Genomic DNA, 13231 nt, shown 5'->3' with positions numbered 1-13231 from the left:
CTCCAGTATATAAACCTAACTTCAACGAACTCTAAAGGACATCGGGAACCTTTAAAAGGTAACCCAGAATAAACCAAAACAGGTGTCCAGAATGAGAGAAACCACGGCCATTGCAGTAATCCTTGCACTCGGCATAGCAGTGTCCCTGATTTTGAGAGATTACGTTGGAATAACCATAGCCGCGTTGGGAATACCCACTTACCTAGCCTACACAGCGAGAGAACAGAACATTCTAGCCAAATCAAGGCTCTACGACAGGGACCTGTTTCTCATGATTGGAATCTCGGTGGTAGTAATACTAGTCTTCAACTACTTCCTCGACCCGAGGGTCGGGCTGATAACTCTCGCCATCGTCGTTCCACTCTTGGCCCTCTACGCGGACAGGCTAAAGGCTGGAAAGAAGGCCCAGAAGGCGTGAAAGGTTTCCACTCCTTTTATACTCCCTGAGGGCTTCCTTCATTTCCTCCCTGAAGCCTTCATCGAGACCGAACTTCCGGTAGAGCCTCTCAGATATGGCGTTTCTACCGACGAAGAGCATGGAAAACGCCGACGTTAGGTTGTTGGGCTTCCTCCAGCCGGCCTTTTCAAAGTCAATGATGTAAACCCCATCGCCAACTATTATGTGCTTCCCTCCCTGCATTTGACCGTGGTCGAGGCCGAGCCTGTCTAGCAGGGCAGTCTTTTCGGCTATCTGAAAGAGGTGGCCCTTCTCTACGTTTGCATACAGCACAGATTCACCTTCCGCAAATTCCCTGACGAGGTAGGGAAGTCCCTCGAAGGTTCCCGTGAAGAGCAGAGGGGGCGTAATGCCAAAGGGTTCTATGGCATTCAGTATTTTAGCTTCCCTCCCAAGGTTGCTCCTCGGAGAGTCCGGCCTCTGGAGCTTCACTATGGTCTTTTTTCCCCCGAGTTCGCCAAGGAAGACTAGACTCGTAGTGCCCTTGGAGTACGGCCTAACCCCCTCGAATCCGAGTTCTTTAAGGTGGTTCAAAAAGCGTTCTAGCCGTTTACGACCCATGATGCTCTCGAACGTCATACTCGATAAGCTTAAATAGGCCGCGGGTTAAATACTTTTGGTGATAGCCCATGGTGACGGCTTTTATTTTGATGGTTACGGCCGCGGGAAAGGAAAGGGAAGTTATGGAGAAGCTTCTTGCCATGCCTGAGGTTAAGGAGGCCTACGTCGTTTATGGAGAGTATGACCTCGTTGTAAAGGTTGAGACCGACACGCTCAAAGACCTTGACCAGTTCATAACTGAAAAGATAAGGCGCATGCCCGAGATTCAGATGACATCGACGATGATAGCAATCTGACCTTTTCTATTCTTCCTGAATAAAGAAAAAGGATTACTTGTTCATCATGAGCCTTATTCTCTCGGCGGAATCCTTGGCCTTGTCAGAGATGTTGCTTAGTGTTCTCGCCACGTTCAGGATGTAAACGCCCGTGCTCCAGTCGAACCTATCAGCGTTTTCGAAGACGAGTCTCATAAGCTCCGTGTCCAGCTCGTCTATCGCCTTCTCAACGTCCTCTATTGCATGGATAATCCCATACTCCCTCTCGATTTCCTTCTCTGCAAACCCGCTCTCTATAACCCTGTCCATCTGGACTATAGCCTCGTGAATGAGCTTCGCCGCCTTTATGCTCTCGGTTCCCATCCTCAGGATAACGCCCTTGACTTCCTCGGGAATGCCGTCAGGCTTTCCGACTAGGAGCCATTTGGCCGTGTCCTCAGCCGAGTCAGCCACCTTGTCCTGCATGTGGAGGTATATGAGGACGTCTTCCCTCGCAACGGCCATCATGAGCCTCGAACTGAGTGAATCGCGTATCTCCTCCTTTATCCTGTCGGCAACATCTTCTAGCCTGTCCACCTCGACCGCCAGGTCTCTCATTTCATCGTAGTTGCCGTTGTACCATGCGTTGAGAGCCTTTTCCAGCGTCTCAACGGTCTCCAGAACCACCTCCGAGTGCTTTATCAGGGGCTTAAAGGGGCTCTTCGCGAAGAGCTTCGTCCAGACCTGCATATTATCACCCCACCAGCAGGAGAACCTTGAATATCACGGCACTTATCAGAGCGGCCACGGGAACCGTAACGAACCACGAAATAACTATGTCCTTCAAGATTGAAGTGTTTATCGCCTTAACTCCCCTTGCGAGGCCAACTCCAACTACGGCCCCGACGACGGTGTGCGTTGTGGAAATCGGCATTCCCAGCCAGCTGGCAACGAGTATGACCGTGGCGGCCGAGAAGTCTATAGAAAAACCCCTCGTGTTTGTGAGCTCCGTTATTCTCTTCCCCACGGTCGCCATAACCTTGTAACCATACATGAAAATTCCGATGGCTATGCCAAGGCCACCGAGAGCCAGTATCCACTTTGGGACTGGAACTTTCATGCCACTCAACCCAACCGTCAGAACCGCATAGGCGGCCGCTATGGGCCCAACGGCATTGGCAACATCGTTGGAACCGTGGGCGAGGGCAACGTAGCCGGAGGTAACGACCTGAACTTTCCTGAATATGCTCTCAACTCCAATGTAGGGGTCACTCGACTTGAATTTAACCCTTATGAGAGCGTATGTAAGTAGGAACACAACGAACCCGGTCGGGATGCCGTAGAAGATGACGCCCCTAGCTAAATCCGAGCCGTGCAGAACCTTGATGTAAAACATCGTCCCGATAACTACAAAAGCCAGACCGGTCCAGAAGGGCGCCCAGTGTCTGGCGCTTCTTAGAGGGTCATCCCTTGCAAGAATCGTCCCCCTTATCGCCTTGAACACGAAGAAAGCTACGATTGCTCCAAATATCGGAGATAGAATCCAGCTGAGAACCACCTGACCAAGCTTCCACCAGTCCACTATACCAGTCCCTGCGTAAACGAGACCATAACCTACTATCCCCCCAATTATGGAGTGGGTCGTAGAAACCGGCAGTCCGTTGTAGGTCGCAAATATTAACCAAATGCTAGCCGCCAAAAGAGCAGAGAGTGAGCCATAGACTATAACCATCGGGTCATGAATCATGCTCACACTGAGTATCCCCTTCCTTATGGTATCGGCGACGCTTTTCCCGAAGAAATAGGCACCGAGGAAATTCATTGTCCCCGCTATAACCGCCGCCTGTTTTGGTGTTATTGCCCTAGCTCCGACAGCCGTTCCCATGGAGTTTGCCACATCGTTGGCACCGATGTTCCAGGCCATCCAAAAACCGACGATTATCGTGAACACCAGCCACGGGTTCATCCCAACCACCGAGACCCTATGAAGGGTAGCAAAATAAATATTTTGTCGCAATAGAATATATCTAACTAACAATCTCTATATAGACACAAATAGAATAAAGAGAAAAGCTCAGGAAGAGACTTTAACTACCTTTATGTTAATCCTGCCATTGGGCCCCATAGTAAGGACAACGTAGTGGTGGAAGCCGCCCTCGTTTGGTGGGGCGTATAGAGGAGCCCCCCCACCTCCAGTGATGATGAAGTGAACCCCGTCGTAGGTTCCGTTCCAGTAGATGTGGATGTGGCTGAAGATTCCGAAGGCGTTGTATTCCTTCATTAGCTTGAGAAGTTTTTGGGCACTGGACTCGCTCATGGCGTGGTCGTCTCCTCCGGGCCTCGGGTCATAGGGGGGAGCGTGCATAACTATGACGGGCCTCTCACCGCGCTTTTTGGCCAGCTCAAGTTGCTCCTTAAGCCACGCAAACTGCTCATCGGTGAGGCTGTAGTCGTTGCTTATGTCGTTGGCAAAGATGTAGCGGTAGTTTCCGAGGCTGAAGGCGTAGTCGGTTGGTCCAAAGTAGTAGTGGAAGATACTAACACCCTCACCCTGGTACTCGTGGTTTCCAACGGCTATGAAAATCGGCTTGTTCCAGTGCCAGACCTCCATGAGGTTGGCCCACTGGTAGATTGTGCCCGAGTAGACGAGGTCACCGCCGTCTATGACGAAGGCGCCCTTTTCCCCGTTTATATCCTTCATTATCTGGAGGAACACAGCCGGCGGTTTATCACCGCTCGCGGGCCTATGGTCACCGAAAGCGAGAACGGTGTAGTTGCTCACGTTCTTCGCCACTACCGAGAAGCTTGCCTTATCGGTGGTGAACTCAACGGTTGTGTTGTCGAGAACCTTGGCGTTCTCCGGGAGAACCATCAGCTCTGGATTTATGTTATCCAGAACGTACGTTATCGGGATGTTTTTTGAGTCCTTGACATAAACGGTCACGTTGAAGCCAAGGGCCCTTATGTAGACAGTAGTACCGTTAACAAGCCTTATGAAGCCCCCGCTGACGGTGATGTTCTCGCCTTTAACAACGCGCCAGTAGTAGTTGAAGGGCTCGTCGTAGAGGAGCTGGTAGAGCTCGTAGTGCTCGTCCTCATCAGGAATACCGTTGAAGTTGACGTCGCCTATTTCCTTCAGAACGATTCCCTCAAAAGAACCCGAGCGGACGATGGAATTCGGGTCAACGCTGAGCTTTCCGTCCTTGAGTTCCCTGAGAAAGTCCAGGGAAGCTCCAACGCCGGCCTTACTGGTTCCGCTTACGACCATGACAGGGCCCCTGTCCGAGTCCATTATCGCTGTTACCCCCAGCCACGGACCGGGAAGGTGGGTTCCATACTTGTAGGCTATGTAACCAAAGGGTTCGAGTTTCTGAACCTGGACAGGTTTCCCGAAGAGTATCCTTGACTTAACCTCGTCCCCTGGAGAGAGGACAACTATACCGCTTCCCTTAAACTCGGAGAAAGGCTTAACCTTTGCCCCCGGAAAGTAGTGCTTGACCATACTCTCATAGCCATCGCTGACGTAGAAGGTCTCGTTAAAGAGCTTCCACCAGCTCCCAATGACCTTTCCCGGGGGGTAACTCGAGAAGTTAATCCCAGTTGTTGTGGTAGTAGATGTCTTGCCGTTTGATGTGCTCGATGTCTGGGTTGAGCCTATGCACCCACCGGCCAGGACAACGAGTACCAGAACGATTCCAAGCAGACGCTTCATACAACCACCCCTTGAAACTCTATGTTCACCTTAAAAGTGTGAAGGTTTAAATACAAAACTCATCAAGGACTAACGGTGGTAATATGTTCGTGGGACATTACAAAGATGCTCCGGAGAAGGACACCGGGTTTGAGGGGGTAACCATTAGGTGGCTCGTTTCTCCAAAGCTTGGGGCCAAGAACTTCGCCATGCGCTATTTTGTCATGAAGAAAGGGGCCGAGATTCCGATTCACCAGCACGACTGGGAGCACGAGATTTTCATCGTCAAGGGCGAGGGAATAATAACCAACGGGAAGGAGGAGCACCACGTTAAAGCCGGGAACTTCCTCTACGTCCCGCCAAACGAGCCCCACGGATATAAAGCTTTGAGCGACACCTTCGAGTTTCTCTGCATAATCCCGGCCAAGAAGGAGGCGATTCCAGAGGAGGAGTGGGCCTAACGCCTGTAATACCTTTTCAGCTTCTTCCTTTTGACGGCAAGAAGGGAGGGCTTGGCCCACTTGGGCTTGGGCGGTTCCTCTTCAAGCAAAATAAGGGCTATCTCGTAGGCTATCGTCCCTATTATGAATAGAAATACCAGGAGAAGTATCAGGGGAGTGTAGTACCAGACCACGCCGACCTTTGGAATGACTAGGATTACCTTACCTATAACCTGCTCCGGGTAGACGCGCCAAGGGTCCGTGTACTTCCTGTTGTCGCCTTTGGTGACGAAGTAGTAGCGTCCGTTCCAATCGGTTTTTATGGCCACAATCCTGTGGGTTATGCGGTAAGTGGAGTTCCCAATGTGAATTTCATAAAGTATAACATCACCGACATGGAGTTCTGACAGAGAAACGGGTTTTGTTACAACCAAGTCGCCGGGATTTATGTGGGGCTTCATCGAGTCCGTCAGAATAACAACGTACTGGAAGCCAAAGACGAAGTGAAGGAGTAAGATAACAAGTATCCACGCAGAAATAATGTATGATAACAGGGAGTATAGGTCAAATTGGCGCTTTTGCATAATACCCCTCCCGCAAGGGTAAACGACCTTCCACCAAACAAAAAGGTTGTGCCTCGAAAAGTAAGTCAAAAAAGAAATAAACCGCTATAGGCTATTATGAAACTGACACCTGCTTTCCATTTATCACGACTGTTACTTTCTCTATGTAGTTCTGGGTTAAGTCTATTGCTTCTCCACTTGGGGCACTAACTGTCACACTAGTATCTGTGCTAGATATAGAAGCATTCCAAGTATACACAGTGCCATTGTCAAGTGCGATGTAGAGGGTCAACGTTCCGTTTACTCCAGGTCCATTATCGAGAGAAACATTGGCACCCGTAATGACCCACGGCTGTGCGCTATCAAAAATCCAGTTAACAGCGGCTTTGGTCGTGTCAACGGCAACAGTATTGTTGGCACCGCCGCCTATTTTCTGAACACTGACACTGATACGTGGCACTGCCAACGCAGTTCCTATTATCGTCAAAACAAGTGCAAAGGCCAGTGGAATCAGCTTTCGTTTAGCGTTCCTCCTCATTCAAGCCACCTCCATTTGACTCCCGTTTCCACTGGAAAAGTAGGTATAAATAGTTTTCTAAAATGAACCACAATGGTTCGATTTCTGTATTAAATTGAAAACAATTAAAACCAAAAGTTCTTGGAGAATCCCCAAAACTAAAAGACCCAAACTCAGTCTCAGACAACAACTCCCCTGAGATACGTGGAGCCGGCCCAAGTAACTCTGGCCCTTGTGATTTCGCCGGATTTTCCAGAGTCTAGGATTATCTCCTTGTAGTTGAACGTCCTTCCCTCGATTCCACCCTTCTTTCCAGGGCCGTGGACGAGAACTTCGACCGTTTCCCCAACATAGGCTTTGTTAATCTCGTAGGCTATCTGAAGGCGAAGCCTGTGGAGAAGCCTTGAGCGCTCCTTTACAAGCCAGCCCGGCAACTGTTTCCATTTAGCGGCTATGGTTCCGGGCCTCGCCGAGTAGCGGGAGACGTTAACCTTGTCCGGCCTTATTCTCTTCACCAGCTCGACGGTGTTTTGGAACGCTTCGTCGCTCTCCCCTGGAAAGCCAACTATGATGTCCGTATTTAGGTTCAACCCCGGAATTTTTCGCCGGAAGACCCTCACTATCTCCTCGAACTCTTCAACCGTGTAGTTCCTGCCCATTCTCCTGAGGATTCCATCGTCCCCGCTCTGGACCGGCAGGTGAAGGAAACGGTAGACCTTCTCATCCCGGTAGGCTTCAACCAACTCATCGAGGATTTTTATAGCGTGATTGGGATTCATCATGCCTACTCTAACCCGGAAGTCGCCCTCAATGGCCGTTATCTCGTCGAGAAGTTTTGCCAAATTCGTCCCGATGTCGAAGCCGTAGCAACCGGTGTCCTCGCTTGAGAGAATAATCTCCCTATAGCCCCTCTCAAGCGCTTCCTTCACCCACTTAACGACGAGTTCCGGCTTGTAGCTCTTCAAAACGCCCCTTGCGAAGCGCGTCGCGCAGTATGTGCACGCATTCAGACAGCCCTCGCCTATCGGAACCACGAAGGAAACGCCCGGCTTCCACAGCCTGGGAAGTTCAAGCTTGTCAATGTTCCTCTCGCGCCAGCCCTCGACGCTTATAAGCTTCCCCCCATGCTCCGCAACGCTTATCGCTTCGGCAATTTTGTCTATGCTCTTAACCCCAAGGATTCCGGAGACGCGGGGGTCTATGGCTTTAGGATTGACGTGGACGAGACAGCCCGTTGCTATGACCCTCTTCCCTAAATCTATGAGCTCTCTTATTCGCCTCGCCATCTTGAGTTCCGTCGGGTCCTTGACGGCGCAGGTGTTCACAACGACGTAGTCCGCTTTCTCCGGGCTCTCGGCCAACTCATAGCCAGCTCTAAGTAGAATGGCTTCCATAATCTCGCCATCGGCTTTGTTCCTTGAACAGCCATAACTCTCGACGTAAACCCTGACCATCGGAGCGGGCTGATAGGAGGGGTTTAAAAATGGTGCGGTTCAAAAATGGCCACAAGATATGAAAAGAAGAAGGGAATCACTCGATGACTGAAGCGAAAGCGAACTTCCTCTTGACGGAGTTAATTACAATCTCAACCTCGTCCCCAACTTGGGTGTTCGGGACAAAGATAACGAAGCCCTGAATCTTGGCGATTCCATCGCCACCCTTGCCAAGGCTCTCAATCTTAACGGTGTAGCGCTCTCCAACCTTAACCGGGGCTTCGTTTCCATAGTTCCTTCCGTATCCACCATATCTATCTCCGTACATACACAACACAACCTACAGACTTCTGGAACTCTCTCACCCTGAGAAGAGTCCCACTGACCGGTCGGGTCAAGAGTATATAAAGCTTTGGGTGCGTCTGTTTGCCGTTCTTGAAAAGGAAAACAAAAGTGTTTTTTGAAATAAAGCGATGTACAGGCGTCCTTGGAGAAATTTCCGGTTCCAAACCTTCGGTTCAGGAAATCCTTTTATCAAAAGCCGACTATCGACTAATGGGTGAGACGAAATTCAAGTTTTGGGGGTGATACATTGGGCGAGGTCAAGCTTGACAGGGTCTGTCGAGTCGCCGGCGAGGCGAAGCTGATACTCTATGAAGAAGACGGGACTGTTCAGAACGCTCTCTTCATCGCGACCGCACCTGTCAGAGGGTTCGAGAAGATAGTGGTAGGAAAGAACCCGCTCTTCGCGATCGAGGCGGTCATGAGAATATGCGGTCTCTGCCACGCGTCCCACGGCATAGCGGCTGTGGAAGCGGTCGAGCACGCAATAGGAATAGCCCCTCCGAGGAACGGGCTCCTCATGAGGGAAGCCCTCGGACTGATAAACAGAACTCAAAGTCACGCCCTCCAGTTCCTCATGATGGCAGGGGACCTAATAAAGAAGGAGAAGCGGAACGAGGTGCTCTTCAAGCTCATGACCTTCCACGCCAAGGTAAGCGACTACCTGATTAAGCTCGGTGGGGCGGCAACTCACCCACCGAACCTGACGATAGGTGGCATGCTCCGCGTCCCGAAGTGGAGCGTCTTCAACAACCTAAAGGCGAGGTTCCCTGACCTTGCGAAGAGCTGGGAAAAGGTGAAAGAGGTTCTCCTCGATGAAGACGTCCAGACCGAGATAGCGGAGGAGCTGAGGGAAACGAAGAGGGAAGTGCCTTACCTCGCGAGCAGTTTCTTCTACGGAGACCGCTACAACATAAGGGTCGATGCCATAGAGACGATGCCCTACTACGAGTTCAGGAAGGAGGAACCCGCGAGGGAGTCAACGACGCTAATAGCTTTCTACGGCGGAAAGAAAGTTGAAACAGGCCCGAGAGCGAGGATGAAGACCTACCGTGAGTTCAGGGACGCTTCCCTTTACGGAATACATCTCGCAAGGGTTATGGACGTTGAGCTCGCAATCCTACGCCTGGGGGAGATTCTTGACGGGATTGACATGAACGAGGCCTTCAGGGCCAAGAACATAACCTTTGGCCCGGGCAAGGGAGTAGGGGTTTACGAGGCGCCGAGAGGGACGCTGATACACTACATCGAGCTCGGTGAAGAAGGGCGCGTGGTTAGCTCGAAGATAGTCGTTCCAACGATGTTCAACATCCCGATTATGGAGGAAATGGCGAAGGGATTGAGCGTGAAAACCGCTGAGGCGGTTATGAGGCTCTACGACCCGTGTATCCCCTGCACAACCCATGTAGTGAGGATGAGGTGATAGTTATGGGGAAGCTGAAGGTCCTTCACGTTGACATAGGCGGTTGTGAGGGCTGTAACGTGAGCATCATAAGGGCCTACCCCAAGCTCATGGATAGCATAGAGCTCGACATATCTTACCTCCGCAACGGGGGATGTAAGTACGACGAGTATGATATTGCCCTCATAACAGGCGGAGCCTGCATAAACGAGCCACGGGTCCTTAAAGAGCTGAAGGAGATACGGGAAAAGGCCAAGGTCGTCGTTGCCTTCGGCTCATGCTCAGCTCTGGGCGGAATACTGCGCTTCTGCCGGGGAGGTCAAGCACCAAGGCCGGACCACAGGAACTTCCAGCCGATAAACAGCGTGATAGGGGTGGACTACTCGATACCTGGCTGTCCGCCAACGCCTCAGATGCTCCAGTCTTTTTTCAAGTACTTTATAGCAGGAAACGAGACGAGGCTGAGGCTCTTCAAGGTTACCGCGGGAGTGAAGAAGCTGAGCGGGTTCGACCTCATTGATGACGTCGTTCTAACGGGCCTCTGCATAGGCTGTGGGGCCTGTGAGCTCTCCTGCCCGACGGGTGCAATCAAGCTCATAGACAAGAGACCAACCCTAGCCCAAGAGAGGTGCATACGCTGTGGAACCTGCTACATCCGCTGTCCGCGCGCGAGCCAGATTATCTGCTTGGGAGGTGTTAAGACATGATGTCCGTTGGGGAAACCCTTCTCGGCCAGATTAGAGCCGTTTACCTCGGCAGGACCACCGACGAGGAAATACTGAAAAGGAAAGTCGCAAGCGGTGGCGCTGTTACTGCGATGCTCACCTATGCCCTCGAAAAGAACCTTATAGACGGCGTCGTTACGGCCAAAAGAACGAAGGGACTTGAGGGTGAAGCAGTAGTTGCCAGGACAAAGGAGGAGCTCCTGGAAACCGCCGGAAACCGCTGGAGCATAGTCCCCTTCGCGGCAAGGATTAAGGCAAAGATAGAGGAGGAAAACTTGGAGCGAGTCGCAGTGGTTTGTCTTCCCTGCCAGGCGCAGTTCTTCGGCCAGATGAGGGACTTCCCGATACTAGAGACGGACTTCGGGAACAGGATTCGCTACATCGTGAGCCTCTTCTGCATGGGCACCTTCGCCTTCGAGGCCTTCCTTAACTATCTGCGCGTCAGGTACGGTGTCAGAGCCGAGGAGATAGTGGACATAAAGCTCTCAAAGGACTTCCTCGAAATTCACCGGGAAAACAGTGTGCTCGCAATACCCCTCAAAGAGGCCTTCTCCTATCTCCAGACGGGCTGTCTGGTCTGCTCCGACTACACCGGCGTCTGGAGCGACGTTTCAGCCGGCTTCGTCGAGAACGAACCGGGATGGACTGTGCTGATAACAAGAAATCAGCGCGGGGAGGAGCTCCTCAGGAGGGCCGAAAAGGAGGGCTACCTTGAGCTTCGCGACGGGTCTCACGTTCTCGGCGAGGTTCTCAAGAGAGCGAGGGAGAAGCTCGCAAGGGCCCAGAGAAACATGGCCCAGCTCCTGTGAGCCCTTATTTTTTAACAGCCTTGTTAAGCACTTTTGTTTTCCATCCAGAGAAGAGAATACAAAAAGCCTTTTGCGGGCTTTTTCATCGAAAGAAGGCCATATAACACCTTTTGTTTGGAACCGGGAATTTGAAAAAGCGTTTTAAATTCTTCGGTGAACTTCGAAATGAGGGAACAAAAATGTGCATGCGAACATACCTGTTCATGGAGGTGGTAACTTGAGGGTTCCCGTCGTTTGTCCCTACTGCGGAGTTGGGTGCAGGCTCTACATCGAAAAAACTCCCGAAGGTTACAGGCTGGATTATGCTGACGACATACTAGGTATTCCGAACGAGAAGGGAAGCCTCTGCCCAAAGGGCAACGCGGTTCTCGATTTGTTCTCAAAGGACAGACTGAAAAAACCTCTTAAGGCGAAGGAAGAGGGAAAGTTCGTCGAGATAAGCTGGGGCAATGCTATTAAAGAGGTCGCCATTAGGCTGAGAGAGATAGCCAAAGATGACCCCAACCAGCTCATGTTCTTCGGCTCGGCCAAAACCTACAACGAGCCCAATTATCTGATTCAAAAGCTGGCCAGAATGCTCGGAACTAACAACATCGACCACTGCGCGAGGCTCTGCCACTCCTCGACGGTTGCAGGCCTGAAGGCCGTCTTCGGTGCCGGCGCCATGACCAACACCTACCGCGACATCGAGATGGCAGACGTGATAGTAATTTGGGGCCACAACTATGCTGAAACTCACCCGGTCGGCTTCCGCTACGTCCTCAAGGCCAAGGAGCGGGGAGCAAAAGTTATCGTCGTTGACCCGCGCTATACAAGAACCGCCTGGTTCTCAGACATATTCCTCCAGCTTCATCCCGGGACGGACATAGCCCTCGCCAACGGCATGATGCACGTTATAATTAAGCACGGCCTCTACGACAAGGATTTCGTTGAAAAAAGAACCGTCGGGTTCTCAGAGCTGAAGAAGACCGTTGAGAAGTACTCCCCTGAGAGGGTGGAGGAGATAACCGGCGTTCCGGCGGAGCTGATAGAGGAAGCCGCCGTAACGTTTGCCAGGGCAGAAAACGCCGTAATCACGTGGGCTATGGGCCTAACCCAGTCGGTTCACGGTTACGACAACGTCAGGGCCATTGCAACGCTCATAGCTATAACCGGACACATAGGAAGGCCCGGAAACGGTGCATCACCGATGCGTGGCCAGAACAATGTTCAGGGTGCCTGTGACCTAGGAGTTCTGCCGAACGTCTTTCCCGGTTATCAGGCGGTAACAGACCCAGATAAGAGGAAAGCCTTCGAAAAATTCTGGAGGGTTCCGCTCAGCGGTGAAGTGGGCCTTACAACGGTCGAGGCGACCCACGAAGCGCTGAGGGGCAGAGTGAGGGCCTATTACATAATGGGTGAAAATCCCGTCATAAGCGAGGCCAACTCAAGAAACGTCCTCAGGGCCCTTAGAAAGCTCGAATTTCTCGTTGTTCAGGACATTTTCCCCACCGAGACAACGAGATTAGCGGACATCGTTCTGCCCGCAACTTCAATGCTCGAAAACGAAGGTTCCCTCACCAACACGGAGAGGCGCGTGCAGTGGAGTTTCAAGGCCATAGAACCGCCGGGGGAAGCGAGACCAGACTGGTGGATAGTGAGCGAGATAGGAAAAGCGGCCGGCTTTACCAGAAGCGGTACGGGGGGCTTCAACTACAACTCTCCGGAGGAAATCCTGAGGGAGATAAACGCAATCGTTCCCCAGTACCGGGGAATAACACCCGAGAGGCTCAAGAGAAACCTCGCCGGAATCCACTGGCCGTGTCCGAGCGAAGACCACCCAGGAACGAGGGTTCTCTACGCGGGGGGGTTCTTAACACCCGACGGGAAGGCCCACCTGGCCTCCGTTGACCACAGACCGCCTGCAGAAACGCCCGACGAGGAATACCCACTGACTCTAACGACGGTGCGCTACGTCGGACACTTCCACACGCTGACCATGACTGGGAGGAGCGAGCTCCTGAGGAAGCGCTGGAGGGAGCCTTTCCTCGAGGTTCA

General features: G+C 51.9%; 15 protein-coding genes. 7 read left to right on the top strand and 8 right to left on the bottom strand.

What is annotated here, in order from left to right; translation table 11 throughout:
* The first annotated feature begins 91 nt into the window (after positions 1-91).
* The gene (locus F7B33_RS01580) at positions 92-418 is read left to right on the top strand and encodes a hypothetical protein (RefSeq protein WP_297064649.1); all 327 of its coding nucleotides are present in this window, start codon (positions 92-94) and stop codon (positions 416-418) included.
* Here the strand turns inward: F7B33_RS01580 and F7B33_RS01575 are convergent.
* On the bottom strand, positions 386-1036 hold the full coding sequence (locus F7B33_RS01575) for a serine/threonine protein kinase (RefSeq protein WP_297064627.1): 651 nt from the start codon (positions 1034-1036) through the stop codon (positions 386-388). The genes F7B33_RS01580 and F7B33_RS01575 overlap by 33 nt on opposite strands.
* Before the next feature lie 50 nt (positions 1037-1086).
* On the opposite strand from F7B33_RS01575, the gene F7B33_RS01570 reads away from it, so the two are divergent.
* Complete coding sequence (locus tag F7B33_RS01570; protein WP_014122803.1) at positions 1087-1314, top strand: Lrp/AsnC ligand binding domain-containing protein; 228 nt, start codon at positions 1087-1089, stop codon at positions 1312-1314.
* A gap of 33 nt (positions 1315-1347) precedes the next feature.
* On the opposite strand, the gene F7B33_RS01565 is transcribed toward F7B33_RS01570, so the two are convergent.
* From F7B33_RS01565 to F7B33_RS01555, 3 genes are all read right to left on the bottom strand, one after another.
* On the bottom strand, positions 1348-2022 hold the full coding sequence (locus F7B33_RS01565; protein WP_297064637.1) for a TIGR00153 family protein: 675 nt from the start codon (positions 2020-2022) through the stop codon (positions 1348-1350).
* 4 nt (positions 2023-2026) lie between these two features.
* On the bottom strand, positions 2027-3238 hold the full coding sequence (locus F7B33_RS01560; RefSeq protein WP_297064652.1) for an inorganic phosphate transporter: 1212 nt from the start codon (positions 3236-3238) through the stop codon (positions 2027-2029).
* Positions 3239-3346: 108 nt separating this feature from the next.
* Positions 3347-4984: a metallophosphoesterase gene (locus F7B33_RS01555; RefSeq protein WP_297064640.1), complete on the bottom strand. Its 1638-nt coding sequence runs from the start codon at positions 4982-4984 to the stop codon at positions 3347-3349.
* Between the two features lie 83 nt (positions 4985-5067).
* Between F7B33_RS01555 and F7B33_RS01550 the strand changes: the two genes are divergently transcribed.
* Positions 5068-5424, top strand: coding sequence for a cupin domain-containing protein (locus tag F7B33_RS01550; protein ID WP_297072756.1), 357 nt, complete (start codon positions 5068-5070; stop codon positions 5422-5424).
* Here the strand turns inward: F7B33_RS01550 and F7B33_RS01545 are convergent.
* The 4 genes from F7B33_RS01545 to F7B33_RS01530 all read right to left on the bottom strand — a co-directional run bounded on the left by F7B33_RS01545 (position 5421) and on the right by F7B33_RS01530 (position 8244).
* Complete coding sequence (locus tag F7B33_RS01545; RefSeq protein ID WP_297072754.1) at positions 5421-5987, bottom strand: signal peptidase I; 567 nt, start codon at positions 5985-5987, stop codon at positions 5421-5423. The genes F7B33_RS01550 and F7B33_RS01545 overlap by 4 nt on opposite strands.
* A gap of 94 nt (positions 5988-6081) precedes the next feature.
* The gene (locus F7B33_RS01540; RefSeq protein WP_297072752.1) at positions 6082-6504 is read right to left on the bottom strand and encodes a hypothetical protein; all 423 of its coding nucleotides are present in this window, start codon (positions 6502-6504) and stop codon (positions 6082-6084) included.
* Positions 6505-6662: 158 nt separating this feature from the next.
* Positions 6663-7937 carry a tRNA (N(6)-L-threonylcarbamoyladenosine(37)-C(2))-methylthiotransferase gene (locus tag F7B33_RS01535; RefSeq protein WP_297064739.1) on the bottom strand — a complete coding sequence of 425 codons (1275 nt, stop codon included), beginning with the start codon at positions 7935-7937 and terminating at the stop codon, positions 6663-6665.
* A 76-nt stretch (positions 7938-8013) separates the two neighbouring features.
* Positions 8014-8244: a TRAM domain-containing protein gene (locus F7B33_RS01530; RefSeq protein ID WP_297064736.1), complete on the bottom strand. Its 231-nt coding sequence runs from the start codon at positions 8242-8244 to the stop codon at positions 8014-8016.
* A 264-nt stretch (positions 8245-8508) separates the two neighbouring features.
* Between F7B33_RS01530 and F7B33_RS01525 the strand changes: the two genes are divergently transcribed.
* The 4 genes from F7B33_RS01525 to fdhF form a co-directional block, all read left to right on the top strand.
* On the top strand, positions 8509-9681 hold the full coding sequence (locus tag F7B33_RS01525; protein WP_297072749.1) for a nickel-dependent hydrogenase large subunit: 1173 nt from the start codon (positions 8509-8511) through the stop codon (positions 9679-9681).
* A gap of 5 nt (positions 9682-9686) precedes the next feature.
* Positions 9687-10367 carry a 4Fe-4S binding protein gene (locus F7B33_RS01520; protein WP_297072747.1) on the top strand — a complete coding sequence of 227 codons (681 nt, stop codon included), beginning with the start codon at positions 9687-9689 and terminating at the stop codon, positions 10365-10367.
* Entirely contained in the window at positions 10364-11194 is an 831-nt protein-coding gene (locus tag F7B33_RS01515; RefSeq protein WP_297072746.1) for a Coenzyme F420 hydrogenase/dehydrogenase, beta subunit C-terminal domain, read from the top strand. Before F7B33_RS01520 ends, F7B33_RS01515 begins: the two co-directional genes overlap by 4 nt.
* 217 nt (positions 11195-11411) lie before the next feature.
* Positions 11412-13231 (top strand): formate dehydrogenase subunit alpha (fdhF, locus tag F7B33_RS01510; RefSeq protein WP_297072744.1); only part of this gene is annotated, 1820 nt, incomplete at its 3' end.

This window comes from Thermococcus sp. (assembly GCF_015523185.1).
GTDB lineage: Archaea > Methanobacteriota_B > Thermococci > Thermococcales > Thermococcaceae > Thermococcus.
Note: the sequence above shows the minus strand (reverse complement) of the source record. Positions and strands in the feature narration are given on the sequence as shown.

Bases quoted from the DNA above. Each gene is read 5' to 3' on its own strand.
- F7B33_RS01565 (WP_297064637.1), bottom strand. From the start codon at position 2,022: ATGCAGGTCTGGACGAAGCTCTTCGCGAAGAGCCCCTTTAAGCCCCTG.
- F7B33_RS01560 (WP_297064652.1), bottom strand. From the start codon at position 3,238: ATGAACCCGTGGCTGGTGTTCACGATAATCGTCGGTTTTTGGATGGCC.
- F7B33_RS01570 (WP_014122803.1), top strand. From the start codon at position 1,087: ATGGTGACGGCTTTTATTTTGATGGTTACGGCCGCGGGAAAGGAAAGG.
- F7B33_RS01515 (WP_297072746.1), top strand. From the start codon at position 10,364: ATGATGTCCGTTGGGGAAACCCTTCTCGGCCAGATTAGAGCCGTTTAC.
- F7B33_RS01555 (WP_297064640.1), bottom strand. From the start codon at position 4,984: ATGAAGCGTCTGCTTGGAATCGTTCTGGTACTCGTTGTCCTGGCCGGT.
- F7B33_RS01535 (WP_297064739.1), bottom strand. From the start codon at position 7,937: ATGGTCAGGGTTTACGTCGAGAGTTATGGCTGTTCAAGGAACAAAGCC.
- F7B33_RS01540 (WP_297072752.1), bottom strand. From the start codon at position 6,504: ATGAGGAGGAACGCTAAACGAAAGCTGATTCCACTGGCCTTTGCACTT.
- F7B33_RS01580 (WP_297064649.1), top strand. From the start codon at position 92: ATGAGAGAAACCACGGCCATTGCAGTAATCCTTGCACTCGGCATAGCA.
- F7B33_RS01545 (WP_297072754.1), bottom strand. From the start codon at position 5,987: ATGCAAAAGCGCCAATTTGACCTATACTCCCTGTTATCATACATTATT.
- F7B33_RS01550 (WP_297072756.1), top strand. From the start codon at position 5,068: ATGTTCGTGGGACATTACAAAGATGCTCCGGAGAAGGACACCGGGTTT.
- F7B33_RS01520 (WP_297072747.1), top strand. From the start codon at position 9,687: ATGGGGAAGCTGAAGGTCCTTCACGTTGACATAGGCGGTTGTGAGGGC.
- F7B33_RS01575 (WP_297064627.1), bottom strand. From the start codon at position 1,036: ATGACGTTCGAGAGCATCATGGGTCGTAAACGGCTAGAACGCTTTTTG.
- F7B33_RS01530 (WP_297064736.1), bottom strand. From the start codon at position 8,244: ATGTACGGAGATAGATATGGTGGATACGGAAGGAACTATGGAAACGAA.